Here is a 14,742-nt window from a genome sequence, read left to right on the forward strand (position 1 = left end):
TCGCGGCGATACCGGCAGCGGTCAGAACGGTGTTACGCAGCATGGTGTTGGTACGCATGATGAATCACGCCTTCCAATCGGGGGTTTCGCAGCACACGCCAGGGGGTGCGGGTGCCGCGGGGAAAGTCTGTGAAGGTGCCCGGCGATCAGTGACCTGCTCGGGCGGTCCGGGGGTGTAACCACCGGCGGCGGGGAAGGATTCCCTCGGCCTGATCCGGTGTCCCGGGGGATGTAACGACCGGCGGCCGGGGGTCATTCCCCGCTCTGCCGGCTCGGGCCGGTGGTGCGCGGCCCAGGGGATGTAACGACCGGCCGGGGCCGGCCATTCCGACCGGCACTACCTCGCCCGGGGGCGGGCTGCTGCGCCGGTCTGCCATGTACAACGACCCCGCCCCCGGCATGATTCCGCCGTGGCGGTGGCGCCGACCACCCGGCCGAAACCAGACACCGCACGCGAAAGTGTCACCACAAACCGGACACGCCCCGGGCTGAGGACCGGCGGGGCCTGGCGGGCCCACAAGGCCCATGGGGCCCACGGGGGGCCGGCTGCGCCCAGAAGGCCCACAGGCCGGCGGCCCCGGCGGCACCCACGGAGGCCATGCAAACCATGCGAGCGCGTGGGACTTATGGGGCCGGCGGGCGCCTACGGAACCACCGGGCCAGCCGGGACCAGTCGGGTCGGCGGGGCCGGCGGGGTCGCCTGGGCAGGCAGGCAGGCCTGCCGGGCCGGTGGCGGGGGCCCCGGGCCGGTGGCGAGGACCTGCTGGGACGGCGTGGGCCTGCGGGGCCACTGGCCACCGACCACCGTGTTGATCAAGAAGTTTGCGTCACGGCACCGCCGAATCCCGACGCAAACTTCTTGATCAACACCGAGCGGGTCGAGGCGCCAGGGCGGCGACCGAGGGCATCGGAGGGGCATGAGGGACATTGCTGACGCCGGCCATGCCGCCCGTCGGCCAATCCGTGTGCCGCTGCCCAGGCCGCCCGGACCGGAATGCGCCGCTGGTCGGACGGGGATCCGGTGGGTGGAACGTCATGGAGGTCTCCGGTGCCGGGATACCTCCATGGCGTTCCACTCGTGGCGAGGTCGACCGGGCGGGTCGGCTCCCGCCGGGTTCCACAGTGGGCGTGCCACCATGTCGGGCATGGAGATCTGGAACAACCCGTCCTGCTCGAAGTGCGCCGGCGCCCGGGCGTCGCTCGACGAGGCGCGGGTGCCCTACCGGCTGCGGGCGTACCTCACCGAGCCGCCGACTGCGGATGAGTTGACCGAGGTGCTGCGTCGGCTGGACGCCCGCGCCTGGGAGATCTGCCGCACCGGCGAGCCCGCCGCGACCGCGCAGGGCATGGCGGACTGGCCCCGTGACGACGCCACCGAGGCGCGCTGGGTCGCCGCGATGGTCGAGCACCCCGAGTTGATCCAGCGCCCGATCCTGCTGCTGGACGACGGCGGCGCGCTGGTCGGTCGTACCCCCGAGGCCCTGGACGAGGCGGTGCGCCGCAGCGGCCGGTGAGCCCCGTGCGGGTCAGAAGGACCGCTGGCCGGCCTTCGCGTGCCGCTCGCGCAGCCGGTCCCGGATCTCCTCCGGGGTGTACGCCCGGCGCCGCCGTTCCGCCCGCGCCACGACCACGCCGGTCGCCGCGACCCCGGCGAGGCCGGCCAGGCCGAGCAGCTTCCACCACCGCATCCGTTGCCGCTTCGGCATAAGGTGATCCTCCATGAGCATCAGCCTGGACGAGGCGGTGGAGCTGACCCGCACCGGTGACCTGTGGGTGTTCCGCGGGCGCAGCGTGCCGGACCGCGCCATCCAGCTCACTACCAACAGCCCAGTCAACCACGTGGGCATGGCCGTGGTGCTGGACGACATGCCGCCGCTGATGTGGCACGCGGAACTGGGCCGTTCGCTGCCGGATATGTGGACGGGCACCCACCAGCGCGGCGTGCAGCTGCACGACCTGCGGGACGCGGTGTGCGTATGGGCGAACCGGTACGGCCAGCGGGCCTGGCTGCGCCAGCTCGAACCGCCGGCCGGCGCCGCCATGGAGGAGGCGGTGCTGCGCACGGTGGCCCGCCTCGACGGCACCCCGTTCCCGTCCACCGCGCAGCTCGCCTGGCGCTGGGCCCGGGGCCGGGTGCCGAACCTGCGGCGCGGCCGACCCTCCATCGCCGACGGTGGCGGCGTGCCGGTCCGCGACCGGGCGCTGGAGACCGCGTACTGCGCGGAGGTGGTGGCCGTGACCTACGAGGCCATGGGGCTGCTGCCCGCCGGCCGGCGCCCCAACTGGTACGACCCGGGCCGGTTCTGGAGCGGCGACGACCTCGACCTGACGGGTGGCGCCCTGCTCGGTTCCGAGATCGAGGTACGCATCCCGCCCCGCTGACCAGGTTTGCCGGAGCCGCCGTCCGGCAATGAGGACCGGCGTGACGGCTTCCACAGACCTCGACACACTCGCCGACTTCTTCGACCGGTACGGCGTGGCGCTGACCACCGCCGACGTGCCCGCCATCGCCGGCTGCTACGCGCTGCCGGGGCTGGTGGTCGCCGACACGTACAGCTTCTCGTTCACCTCGCCGGCCGCCGTGGCGCTGAGCTTCGTCGGCGCGGCCCCCGACTACCAGGAGCGGGAACTGGTCGCGGCCCACGCGCTCATCGAGGACGTGCAGCAGGTGTCCGCGCTGCTCACCGAGGTGGCGGTGCGCTGGGAGTTCCTGGACAGCCAGGGTCGGGCGGTGCCCGGCGAGCGCTACCGCTACCTGCTGCGCGCCACCGACGACGGCCCGGCCATCTGCACCGTCATCCGGACCGCCTGAGGGTGCCGGTCGGCGCGCCCGTGCCGGCGGCGAGCCACGCCGTCGGCTCAGCGGACCAGCTCCCGACGGAGGCGGGGCAGGGCGTCGAGCCGCGTGCCGCCGGCCGCCACGTCGGCCACGAAGTCGTCGATGACCTCCTGGGTCACGCCGGGCATGCAGATCAGGTGGCTACGGCCGGCACTGCTGGCCAGCACCCACTTCGCCGTCACCGCCGGGGGCGGGGTCGGGAAGACCACGGTGAAGGCGTGCTCGTGCCGCCAGGCCGGCCAGCCCGCCTCGTTGAGTCGCTGCACCGCGTACGCGGCCAGCTCGCGGGCCCGCTCGGCGCGCTCCCGCAGGCCGTCGTGACCGAGGCTGCGGATCGCGTACCAGAGCAGCAGCGCCGGGTGACCGCTGCGCGAGCCGCTGATCGTGGTGTCCAGCGTGCCGGTGTAGTTGGCGGAGCGGGCGAGCTGCTGCTGGAGGCTGCGGCGGGTCAGCACCACCCCGCACGGCACCGGCGTGCCGAGGAACTTGTAGCCGGAGATGGAGAGGCTGTCGACGGTGGCGTCCAGCCGCAGCGTGGCCCGCCCGTCGGCCAGAGCGAGGGGGACCCCGGCCAGCGCCCCGTCGACGTGCAGGTGGTGGCGCACCGGCGTGCGGGCGAGCAGTTGCCGGATCCGTGGTACGTCGTCGGCGGCCTCGGTCATCGTGGTGCCGCAGGTGGCCACCACGATGGCCGGCCGGTCCCGGTGCCGGTCGACCATGCGGGCCAGGTCGTCGTAGTCCATCTCGCCGCGCTCGTCGGCGCGGACCACCACCGAGTCGAGGCTGAGGATGTCGACGGACTTGGGCAGCGAGTAGTGGGCCTCGGCGGAGTGGTAGACGAGCGCCCTGGGCAGCCGGGCCCGGGCCAGCCAGAGGCCGTAGAGGTTGCCCTCGGTGCCGCCGGAGGTGAGGTAGCCCCAGCGGTCGTCGGACGGGGCCCGGAACAGGTCGGCGAACCAGTCCAGGACCTCCCGCTCGTACCGTTTGGTGTGGTTGGCGCCGGCCGGGTCGGTCCACGGGTCGCCGATGTTGTTCAGCAGCGAGCCGAACAGGGGCGCCAGCGGGCTGTAGTCGATGTCGGTGGCGACCGGGAAGCCGACGTGCGTCGGCCGGCCGGCGGCCGCGGCCGAGCGGACCGCGGCGAGTTCGGCGAGGAGCTCCTCGGGACGCGAGACGGAACCGTCACGGCCTGGGTCGGCTGACAACACGGCGCTCCCTCGTCGTCCTCGGTGGACGCACAGAGTGGACCATGAGTTACGGAGAGCGGGCAAGCGTTACCAGCATGGTCACCAATTGTCCACAATCCGCCGGTGGCACCACTGTGGAGGGATTAGTTGACTGAGCGACCAATCAGTGGGCAGAGGTCGGAAATGCTTGCGGACAGTTGATAACCCGTGCACTCAGTGAAATCATCGGCCGGGCGAATTCCCGCTAGCCAGGAGCTGCCAGTGTCGCAGGATCACCCGTCTACGCCGTCGCGTCCGTCCTATGAGGACCCCTGGGCCGGCGGCGCGGCGGACCGGCCGGCGTACCCGCCGGCACCGCCCGCACGATGGGGCAGCCGCCGGCTCGCCGACGGCGCGGCCACCTCGGCGCCGCCCGGCCGGAGCAAGCCGGCCTACGGCCCGCCCGCCCCGCCGCCCCACGACTACGGCGTCCCGGACGCCGGCCGCTTCGTCGCCGGAACCGACCCCCTGTCGACGGCGACGACCGGCGGATACGGGCGGCCCGGCGCCCCCGGCCAGGGCACCGCCCCGGCCGGCGGCTTCGGCGGCCCCCCGGCCGGCGGCCCCCCGGCCGGCGGCCCCCCGGCCGGCGGTCCGACGGCCGGTGGTCCGGTGGGCGGTGGTCCGGTGGGCGGCGCCTACGGCACCCCGCCGGCCGGCGACTTCGGCGGACCAGCCCGCGGAGGCCGGTTCGCGCCGCCGGAGGCCCCGGGCCACGGCGCGGACGCCCGCAGCTTCCGGCTGGGCGCCCCGGTGGCTCCGGTCCACGGCAGCCCCGCGCCAGTGGCTCCCGTCCACGGCGGCCCCGCGCCCGCGGGTCCGGTCCACGGCGGCACCCCGTCCGCGGCGCCGGGCGGCTACCACGCGCCGGACACCTCCGGGTACGGGGTGGCCGGACCCGCCCGGGCGGCCTGGTCGCCGGGCGACGCGCCCGAGCCGACCACCGACGGCTCCCCGAACCCGGCGGTTCACCAGCAGATCCGGCAGGCGGTGGTGCACCGGGTGCAGTACGCGAACGCCCTGCACGCCTCGCACTTCTGGGACCTGCGCCGGACCAGTCCGGTCGGGCCGCACGCGTTGGTCTTCCTCTACGCCAGCCTGGACCCCCGGTTCGCCGACCCGCGCCGCCCCTACTACGAGATCAAGGCGGCCTCCCGGTTGTTCCGGGACGGCGAGGAGGTGCAGGACCTGCCGGCGCTGCTCGCCGAGCTGTGCGAGATCGCCGAGGGCTACCTGGCCGGAGGCAAGGTCTTCGACCCGGTGGCCCAGATGACCCAGGCCGGCGAGCCGATGCCCGCTGAGGCGCGCTATGTCGGCGTCTCGGTGTCCTCCCTGCTGGGTGGCGCCGACGAGGCCGGCGCCGCCCTGCCCGGCGTCGGCGGGATGGGCATCCCCGGCCGGAACCTGGTGGTCATGTCCGACGACAACCTGCTGGTGGTCGAGCGCCCGGCCCGGGCGCACGAGCAGGTCGTGGTGCACTCCACCGCCCCGCATTTCAGCGGCGGGGGCGTGGAGGTCCGCACCTGGCTCCCGCTCACCGGGGAGCAGCAGGTCAACCCCGCCTGGCGGTCGTTGCGGCACCTCAACCAGCTGGTCCTGGCCGGCCAGGAGCGCAAGGCCGCGGTGGTCGCGTCGATGGTCGGCCGGCGCCGCCGCTGAAGACGCCGGCGGCCCGTACCCGCACCACGCCGGCGGCCCGCCCCGGTCCTCGAGGGCGGGCCGCCGGCGTGTCCGGGAGTCCTACAGGGAACGGCCGACCAGGTCCTGCTCGATGACCGCGAGCGGGCGTGGCTGGCCCTGCCCGACGTTCTCCAGGACCTCCGGGCGGGTGGCCCGGAGGACCGCCGCCCAGACCAACCCCACCGCCGCGGCGGCCACCACCGCGCCGGGAACCAGCCACTTCGTGGTGGAGCCGGCGGGCGTCCCGAGGACGGCGGAGAGGTTCACCAGCGTGGTGAGCAGGGCCGCGCCGACCAGCACCGCCCCGATGGACGGCGCGATCGCGCGCTGCCAGGCGCTCTCGTGGCCGCCGCCGCCCCGGCGGAAGAAGGCGATCGTGGCGACGGAGGTGACCGCCATCATGAACAGCAGCGCGATGGCCGCCACGCCGGAGAGCCAGCTGAACATGATGGCGACCGGATCGGCCCCGGTCAGCGCGAAGACTCCGATGGCCGGCAGGGCGATCGCCGACTGGAGCACCGAGCCGGCGACCGGAGCGCCGCCCCGGCCGACCCGCTCGAACACCGCCGGCAGCACCCGCTCCCGACCGAGGCTGAAGGCGTACCGGGCGATCGAGTTGTGGAAGCTGACCATCGCGGCGAAGACGCTGGTCACCACCAGGATGGTCGCGACGCTGCCGAGCACCGGGCTGACGTACGTCTCCAGGATGGCGAAGGGCAGCCCGGCGCCCGGGTCCCGGGACCGGTCGACGACCTGGTCCGGCCCCACGGCCACGGCCATGGCCCAGGCGGCGAGCGCGTAGAGGACGCCCAGCAGGATCAGCGCCGAGTAGGCCGCGCGGGACACCGCCCGTGGCGACCGGGACTCCTCGGAGTAGACCGCGGCGGACTCGTAGCCCACGAACGAGGCGGCGCAGAAGGCGACCACACCGCCGATGCCGGGGACCAGCAGGTTGCCGGGGTCCAGCGGCGCGAAGCTCACCGACCCGCCGGCCGGGTGGGTGAACGAGGTGACCACGAAGAGCAGGATCACCGCGACCTCGACGGCCAGCACCGCGCCGAGCAGGCCGACGCTGATCCGCGCCTTCAGCACGCCGATCAGGGCGACCCCGGCCCAGGCGAGCAGCGCCCAGGCCCACCAGGCACCGCCCAGGCTGCCGGCGGCCACCGCGCCGAGCAGCCCGTAGAGGCAGATCTGGATGGCGTTGTAGCCGAGCAGCACGACGGGCGCGGCGACCACGCCCCAGAACCGTCCGAAGCCGGCGGCCAGGGCCGCGTAGAAGACGCCGGCGCTGGAGACGTAGCGGGCCATGGCCAGGTAGCCGACGGAGAAGAAGAGCAGGGCGGCGGCGATGACGAGGAAGCCGAGCGGCGTGCCGGTGACGCCGGTCGAGGCGTACGTGGCGACGATCGCGCCGGCGAGCACGGCCATGGGGGAGGACGCGGTCGCGCTGAACACCAACAGGGCGCCGGTGCCGAGGGACTTGCGGATGAGCCCGGTTGGCGCGCTGGCAATCTGCATGGAGTCGCTCCGAGTGGGGGGAGGGGGTTGTCGGGGCGGGCGCCCGCCGAGCGGAGCTCCATGATGGACAGTACGGCCGTTCCGGAGTCCCCGTCGCCGAGCCCGGACAGCGTAGCCGACGACGCGCTGCGACGTGTCGCGTGCGGCCCGTGGCGGTGGGGACGGCTGGCGGAGTCCGATCCGCCAACCGTGGTCACCCGTTCCGCGCATCGGAGGTGCCCGGACGGTCGGAACGCTCCACGTGCGCTGCGCGCCTCGGCGTGCCCTGGCTAGGCTGGCCCGTCGGGGATCACGAGAGGGGCACCTGATGAGCGGCGGGCCGGTCCGGCCGTCCGGCGCACCGGCGGCGCCGCGGGTGCTCACCTCGATGCCGTGGATCGTGGTGCTGCTCGGCGCCGTCCTGATCGTCTGCCTGCTGGTGGTCGTCCTGCTCTCCCTGCGGGGACCGGAACGCGCGCCGGTGCCGGCGCCCGCGCCGCCGATGTACCTGCCGACTCTCGGGTTGGAGCCGACCACCACCGCGACTCCGACCGACGGGGCCACCGCCTCGCCCACGGTGTCGGTGACCCCGTCGCCCAGTGCGAGCGCCTCGCCCACCGCCGGCGTGTCCCGGTCGGCGACGCCGCCGCCGAGCGCCTCGATCCGGGCGGTCCCGCCGGGTGCGGTCACCGCCCGCTACGAGGCCACCGCGCGTGACCGGGCCGGGTTCGAGGCCCGGCTCACCGTGGTCAACGGCTCCGGAGGCGCCCAGGGCTGGGAGGTCGAGCTGTTCTTCACCGGTAACGTGAAGACCGTCCAGGCCTCGTCCACCTCAGGGCTGTCGGTCAGCACACAGGGCAGCGGGGTGTTCGTGCTGCGCGGCACCGGGCCGCTGCCGTCCGGGCAGAGTGCCACCGTGAATCTGCAGTTCGGCCGTACGGGCACCGGTGACCGGCCGGGCCGGTGCACGGTCAACGGCGCGGACTGCGTCATCGACTGAGGCGCGGCGCGCGGGGCGGAGCGGCCGCTTTCCGGCCCTGCCTCCGATCGTTACGCTCGCCCGACGGGACCGACAGGGGAGGGGTCATGCCCGGCATGCGACGCGTACGCCCGTCACCCGGCGCCGCCATCACCTCCTCGCCCTGGATCGTCGTGTCGATCGGCGTGATCGTCATGGTGGTGCTGCTGGCCGTGGCGCTGGGTTCGGTGCGCGGGCGCCGGACGTACGCCGAGGCCCCGCCACCGGCCCCGACCATGTCGCTGCCCCCGGTGCCGGTGACCACGCCCACCGCGCCGGATGCCACGACGGCCCGGCCCCCCACGTCGGCAGCCGGGCCGGTGGTCCCCGGGCTGTCTCCCCGGTCCACCGCGTTCCCCGCCCGGCCGACGCCGCGGGCGTCGTCCGACGCGGGCGGTCCCGGCAGCCGGCCGGCGGCACCGCCGTCCGCCCCGCCGACCACCCCGTCCCCGGTCACCGGCCGCTACGGCGTGGTCAGCAGCTTCGACGGCGGTTTCGTCGGCGAGGTACGGCTGGTCAACACCGCCGGCGCGGCGCGCGGCTGGACCGTGCGGCTGACCTTTCCGCGGGGCCGTCTCGTGGCCGCCTGGGTGAGCGGCGCCCCGCAAGGCAGCGGCGGCTTCACCGACGGCGTCTTCAGCTACCGCAGCGGGGTGGACCTGGCGCCCGGTGCGTCGGTGGCGCTGCAGTTCCACTTCGAGCAGACGGGCACCACTCGCCCGACGACCTGCGCGGTCGACGGCGCACCCTGCTCCGGCCTCTGATCCTGGCCCCGCCTCACCCCTCCACGCTCTGCCGGGTTTCGCAAGACTGCTGCTTTGTTGCGACTTGGTTTGCAAGGTATTGCAGAATGTTTCGGCGAGGGCTAGCGTGCGGGCGAATCAGCGACCAGAGAAAGGCCGTCGATGAAACCCCCGCCGATATCTCTCAAGGCGCTGGCCGCCTTGGCCACCTCCCTCGTGCTCACCCTCGTCGGCGTGCCGGTGGCCCTCCACCAGCTGGGTGCCGACGGCAGCGGGCGGCCCACCGCCCCCGACGTGCTGGCTGCGGCCGGTGCGGCGCAGTGGGCCCGGGAGCCGTCCGCCGAGGCGCTGCTCAAGGCCGGCAGGAACAGCGCGAAGGCCGAGCAGTTCTACTTCGTCCTGCCGGACCGCTTCGCCAACGGCGACAAGCGCAACGACACCGGCGGGCTGACCGGCGACCGGCTCAGCACCGGCCTGGACCCCACGGACAAGGGCTTCTACCACGGCGGTGACCTCAAGGGGGTCATCGACCGGATGGACTACATCCAGGGCCTCGGCACCACGGCCATCTGGCTCGCCCCGATCTTCAAGAACCGGCCCGTGCAGGGCACCGGCGCGGACGTCTCGGCCGGCTACCACGGCTACTGGATCACCGACTTCACGCAGGTCGACCCGCACTTCGGCACCAACGCCGAGCTGAAGAAGCTGGTCGGTCTCGCCCACCAGCGGGGCATCAAGGTCTACCTGGACATCATCGCCAACCACACCGCGGACGTCATCCGGTACGCCGAGGACAGGTACGGCTACGTCGACAAGAAGACGTCCCCCTACACCGACACGCAGGGGCGGGCCTTCGAGGACCGCAACTACGCCGACGGCACCCGGGCGTTCCCGCAGGTCGACAGCACGTCGTTCCCGTACACCCCGACCTACGCCACCCCGGCCGACGCCAAGGCGAAGGTGCCGGCGTGGCTGAACGACCCGACCATGTACCACAACCGGGGTGACTCCACCTTCGCCGGCGAGAACAGCGAGTACGGCGACTTCTTCGGCCTCGACGACCTCTGGACCGAGCGTCCCGAGGTGGTGCGCGGCATCACCGACATCTACGCGGAGTGGATCGGCAAGGCCGGCGTGGACGGCTTCCGCCTCGACACGGTCAAGCACGTCAACCTCGACTTCTGGCCGCAGTTCACCCGCGGCATCGACGCCGCCGCCGCCAAGGCCGGCAAGCCGGACTTCTTCATGTTCGGCGAGGTCTACAGCGCCGACCAGGAGATCGAGTCGACCTACGTGCGGCAGGGCGGCCTGCCGGCCACCCTCGACTTCTCCTTCCAGGAGGCCGCGCGGGGCTACGCCGCCGCCGACGGCTCGGCCAAGGCGCTGGCTGACCTGTACGCCAAGGACGACCTCTACGCCGCGCGGGACACCGACGCCAACCGGCTGACCACCTTCCTGGGCAACCACGACATGGGCCGGATCGGCTCGTTCATCGCGGCCGCCGGCGGGGACGACGCCAGCCAGCTCCGCCGCGACCAGCTCGCGCACCAGCTGATGTTCCTCACCCGCGGCCAACCGGTCGTCTACTCCGGTGACGAGCAGGGCTTCACCGGCCCGGGCGGGGACAAGGACGCCCGGCAGGACATGTTCGCCAGCCGGACGGCCGACTACCTCGACGACGACCTGATCGGCACCACCCGCACCCACGCCAGCGACCAGTACGACACCACCCACCCGCTCTACCGGACCATCGCCGAGCTGGGCGAGCTGCGGCAGAACCACCCCGCGCTGCGCGACGGCATCCAGGTCACCCGGTACGCGGCGGACGGGCCGGGCGTCTTCGCCTTCTCCCGCGTCCTGCCCAAGGACCGCACCGAGTACATCGTCGCGGTGAACAACGCCGCCACGGCGCAGACTGTCACCGTGGACACCTGGTCGGCCGGCGCCACCTTCACGGGAGTGTACGGCGGCGCGGCCAGCGCGAGCGCCGGCGCCGACGGCAAGCTGGGCGTCACGGTTCCGGCCATGTCGGCCGTGGTGCTCAAGGCCGACCGGGCGATCCCGCAGGCCGGCGCGGCGCCGACGATCACCCTCACCGAGCCGGGTGACGCCCCGGTCGCCACCAAGACCGCGGTCACCGCGCAGGTGACGGGCGACCCCCTGGCGACCGTCACCTTCGCCGCCCGGGTTCCCGGCGGCAAGTGGACGCTGCTGGGCAGCGCGCACCGGGCGCCGTACACCGTGTATCACGACCTGACCGGCCTGGCCGGCGGGACGAAGGTCGAGTACAAGGCGGTGGTGCGCGACGGCAAGGGCCGGGTGGCCGCCGCGCGTACCACCGGCGTGGTGGGCACCCCCGCGCAGAGCGCGTCCCGGGACTGGGCGGTCGTGCACTACCAGCGGCCCGCCGGGGGGTACGCCGACTGGGGTCTCTACGCCTGGGGCGACATCGACCCGGCCTACCAGACCGAGTGGCCCAAGGGGCAGCCGTTCGCGGGGGAGGACTCCTACGGCCGGTTCGCCTGGGTCAAGCTGAAGCCGGGCGCGAAGTCCGTCGGGTTCCTCGTGGTCGACAAGGACGGCAACAAGGACGTCGCGAACGACCGCGCCATCGACGTGACGCAGACCGGCGAGGTGTGGGTCAAGCAGGGCGACCCGACCCTCTACCCGACCCGGCAGGCCGCCACCGGCGAACCCGACCCGCCGGTCGACCAGGACACCGCGGTCATCCACTGGCGCAAGGCGGACGGGAACTACGACGGCTGGGGCCTGCACCTCTGGGACGGCGCCGCCACCCCGACCGACTGGGGCAACCCGCTCAAGCCGGAGAAGATCGACGCCTACGGGGCGGTCTTCCGGGTGCCGCTCGCGGCCGGTGCCACCGGTCTGAACTACATCGTGCACAAGGGCGATGAGAAGGACCAGCCCGACGACCAGCGGCTCGACTTCGCCACCGCCGGGCACGAGGTCTGGCTGCTGGCCGGGGTCAAGGGCCGGCTGCTGCCGCCCACCTCCTCCGGCGTCGCGAAGGACCTCGACATCACCAAGCAGAAGGCGCAGTGGATCGACCGGTCCACGGTGGCCTGGCAGACCGGGCCGACCGACGGCAAGCGGTACGCCCTGGTGGCCGCCCCGGCCGGCGGGCTCGGCATCGCCGACGGTGAGCTGACCGGGACGTACACCACCCTGCCGCTGCGGGCGGCGCGCAACGGGCTGACCGAGGCGCAGCGGCAGGCGTACCCCCAGCTCTGGGCCTATCACGCGTTCACGCTGGACCGCGCCGACCTGGCCAAGGTGCCCGTGACGCTGCGCGGCCAGCTCGTGGTGACCGAGCGGGACGCCGAGGATCACCTGCTCGGCGCCACCGGGGTGCAGATCCCCGGCGTGCTCGACGACGTCTACCGGGCCGCGACCGCCGCGAAGCTCGGCCCGACGTTCGCCGGCAAGGTGCCGACCCTGGCCGTCTGGGCACCGACCGCCCGGAAGGTCTCGCTCCAGCTCTTCGACGCGCCGGCGGCCGAGCCGACGACCGTGTCGATGAGCCGCGACGACACCACCGGCGTCTGGTCGGTGCGCGGCACGAAGGGCTGGACCGGGAAGTACTACCGGTACCAGATCGAGGCGTGGCAGCCGGCGGCGCAGAAGATGATCACCGCCGCCGTGACCGACCCGTACTCGCTGGCCCTCGCGCCGGACTCGACGCACAGCCAGATCGTCGACCTGGCCGACCCGGCCCTGGCCCCGGCCGGTTGGGCGAACCTGCGCAAGCCGGCGGCCGTGCCCCCGGCGAAGGCGCAGATCCAGGAGGTGTCGGTCCGCGACTTCTCCATCGCCGACACCACCGTGCCGGCCGAGCGGCGGGGCACCTACCTCGCCTTCACCGACCCGGCCACGGCCGGAATGAAGCACCTGAAGGCGCTCGGCGACGCCGGGGTCAACTACCTGCACCTGCTGCCGGCGTTCGACTTCGCCACCATTCCTGAGAAGCGTGCCGACCAGGCCCAGCCCGCCTGCGACCTGGCCGCGCTGCCGCCGGACTCCGACGAGCAGCAGAAGTGCGTCGCGGCGGTGGCGGAGAAGGACGGCTACAACTGGGGGTACGACCCGCTGCACTACACCGTGCCGGAGGGCGGCTACGCCGTCGACCCGGCCGGGGCGAAGCGGACCACCGAGTTTCGGCAGATGGTCGCCGGGATCAACCAGGCCGGCCTCCGCGTGGTGATGGACGTCGTCTACAACCACACCTCGGCCGCCGGCACCGACCCGAAGTCGGTGCTCGACCAGGTGGTGCCCGGCTACTACCAGCGGCTACTGGAGGACGGCACCGTCGCCAACTCGACCTGCTGCGCCAACACCGCCCCGGAGCACGCCATGATGGGCAAGCTCGTGGTGGACTCGCTGGTCACCTGGGCGAAGGCGTACAAGGTGGACGGCTTCCGGTTCGACCTGATGGGTCACCACCCGAAGGCGAACATCCTGGCCGTCCGCGCCGCCCTGGACAAGCTGACCCCGGCCCGCGACGGCGTCGACGGGAAGAAGATCCTGCTCTACGGCGAGGGCTGGAACTTCGGCGAGGTCGCCAACGACGCCCGGTTCGTGCAGGCCACCCAGGCCAACATGGCCGGCACCGGGATCGGCACCTTCAACGACCGGCTCCGCGACGCGGTGCGCGGCGGCGGCCCGTTCGACGGCAACCCGCGGATCCAGGGCTTCGCGTCGGGGCTCTTCACCGACCCGAACGGGGACGACGTCAACGGCTCGGCCATCGAGCAGAAGGCCCGGCTGCTGCACCAGCAGGACCTCATCAAGGTCGGCCTGACCGGCAACCTGCGCGGCTACCGGTTCACCGACTCCTCCGGCCGGCCGGTCACCGGCGCGCAGGTGGACTACAACGGCTCGCCGGCCGGCTACACGGCGGCGCCGGGCGAGGCGGTCACCTACGTCGACGCGCACGACAACGAGATCCTGTACGACGCGCTGGCGTACAAGCTGCCGCAGGGGACCCCGGCGCAGGACCGGGCCCGCATGCAGGTGCTCGCCTTGAGCACCGTGGTGATGGGGCAGGGGACCGGGTTCGTGACGGCCGGCTCGGAGCGGCTGCGCTCCAAGTCGCTGGACCGCAACTCCTTCAACTCCGGTGACTGGTTCAACCAGATCCGCTGGGACTGCGCCCAGGGCAACGGCTTCGGCGCCGGCCTGCCACCCGAGCAGGACAACAAGGACAAGTGGCCGTACGCGAAGCCGCTGCTGGCCGACCCGAAGCTGGTGCCGGACTGCGCCGCGATCGACCTGGCCGACGCCCGGTACGCGGAACTGCTGACCATCCGGCGTTCCTCCCCGGTCTTCGGGCTGGCCACCGCTGACCAGGTGCAGAAGCGGGTCGCCTTCCCGCTGTCCGGCGACCGGGAGACCCCGGGCGTGATCACCATGACCCTCGACGCCCGCGAGCTGGGCGGGGCGTGGAAGTCGGTCACCGTGGTCTTCAACGCCACCCCGGCGACCGCGACGCAGACCGTCACCGGCCTGCGCGGGGCGAACGTGGCGCTGCACCCGGTGCTGAGGAACTCCGCCGACCCGGTCCTCCGGACGGCGTCCTTCGACCGGGCCGGCGGCACGTTCACCGTGCCGGCCCGCAGCGTGGCGGTCTTCGTCCAGAACTGACCCGCGACAACGATCCGACCCCCTGCCACGTCAGTGGCAGGGGGCCGGACGCTTGCGTCGATCCGTGCGCTGACC

Annotated in this window: 10 protein-coding genes; 7 read left to right on the forward strand and 3 right to left on the reverse strand. The window is 73.4% G+C overall.

Annotation, left to right across the window (positions count from 1 at the left end; all coding sequences use genetic code 11):
• Positions 1-1,145: 1,145 nt before the first annotated feature.
• Complete coding sequence (locus ABZW14_RS06785) at positions 1,146-1,514, forward strand: ArsC/Spx/MgsR family protein (RefSeq protein WP_355340947.1); 369 nt, start codon at positions 1,146-1,148, stop codon at positions 1,512-1,514.
• A gap of 12 nt (positions 1,515-1,526) precedes the next feature.
• Here ABZW14_RS06785 and ABZW14_RS06790 read toward each other — a convergent pair whose 3' ends face one another.
• On the reverse strand, positions 1,527-1,721 hold the full coding sequence (locus tag ABZW14_RS06790) for a hypothetical protein (protein ID WP_355341622.1): 195 nt from the start codon (positions 1,719-1,721) through the stop codon (positions 1,527-1,529).
• Here ABZW14_RS06790 and ABZW14_RS06795 point away from each other — a divergent pair.
• Both ABZW14_RS06795 and ABZW14_RS06800 read left to right on the forward strand, forming a co-directional pair.
• A complete protein-coding gene (locus tag ABZW14_RS06795) occupies positions 1,720-2,382 on the forward strand; it encodes a hypothetical protein (protein WP_355340950.1) in 663 nt (220 codons plus the stop codon). The two genes, ABZW14_RS06790 and ABZW14_RS06795, sit on opposite strands and share 2 nt — an antisense overlap.
• A 40-nt stretch (positions 2,383-2,422) precedes the next feature.
• The gene (locus ABZW14_RS06800) at positions 2,423-2,812 is read left to right on the forward strand and encodes a hypothetical protein (RefSeq protein WP_091259936.1); all 390 of its coding nucleotides are present in this window, start codon (positions 2,423-2,425) and stop codon (positions 2,810-2,812) included.
• A 47-nt stretch (positions 2,813-2,859) separates the two neighbouring features.
• Here ABZW14_RS06800 and ABZW14_RS06805 read toward each other — a convergent pair whose 3' ends face one another.
• The gene (locus ABZW14_RS06805) at positions 2,860-4,044 is read right to left on the reverse strand and encodes a histidine decarboxylase (protein ID WP_355340954.1); all 1,185 of its coding nucleotides are present in this window, start codon (positions 4,042-4,044) and stop codon (positions 2,860-2,862) included.
• Between the two features lie 243 nt (positions 4,045-4,287).
• On the opposite strand from ABZW14_RS06805, the gene ABZW14_RS06810 reads away from it, so the two are divergent.
• Positions 4,288-5,724, forward strand: a complete 1,437-nt coding sequence (locus ABZW14_RS06810; RefSeq protein ID WP_355340957.1) for a hypothetical protein — start codon at positions 4,288-4,290, stop codon at positions 5,722-5,724.
• A gap of 81 nt (positions 5,725-5,805) precedes the next feature.
• Here ABZW14_RS06810 and ABZW14_RS06815 read toward each other — a convergent pair whose 3' ends face one another.
• Positions 5,806-7,266 (reverse strand): APC family permease, encoded by a 1,461-nt coding sequence (locus ABZW14_RS06815; RefSeq protein ID WP_355340960.1) that lies wholly within the window; start codon positions 7,264-7,266, stop codon positions 5,806-5,808.
• A 307-nt stretch (positions 7,267-7,573) separates the two neighbouring features.
• On the opposite strand from ABZW14_RS06815, the gene ABZW14_RS06820 reads away from it, so the two are divergent.
• The 3 genes from ABZW14_RS06820 to pulA all read left to right on the forward strand — a co-directional run bounded on the left by ABZW14_RS06820 (position 7,574) and on the right by pulA (position 14,667).
• Complete coding sequence (locus tag ABZW14_RS06820) at positions 7,574-8,245, forward strand: cellulose binding domain-containing protein (protein ID WP_355340963.1); 672 nt, start codon at positions 7,574-7,576, stop codon at positions 8,243-8,245.
• Between the two features lie 86 nt (positions 8,246-8,331).
• A complete protein-coding gene (locus ABZW14_RS06825) occupies positions 8,332-9,027 on the forward strand; it encodes a cellulose binding domain-containing protein (protein ID WP_355340966.1) in 696 nt (231 codons plus the stop codon).
• A 141-nt stretch (positions 9,028-9,168) separates the two neighbouring features.
• Positions 9,169-14,667: a pullulanase-type alpha-1,6-glucosidase gene (pulA, locus tag ABZW14_RS06830; protein ID WP_355340969.1), complete on the forward strand. Its 5,499-nt coding sequence runs from the start codon at positions 9,169-9,171 to the stop codon at positions 14,665-14,667.
• Positions 14,668-14,742 lie beyond the last annotated feature (75 nt).

The organism is Micromonospora sp. NPDC004551, assembly GCF_040609975.1.
Taxonomy (GTDB): domain Bacteria; phylum Actinomycetota; class Actinomycetes; order Mycobacteriales; family Micromonosporaceae; genus Micromonospora.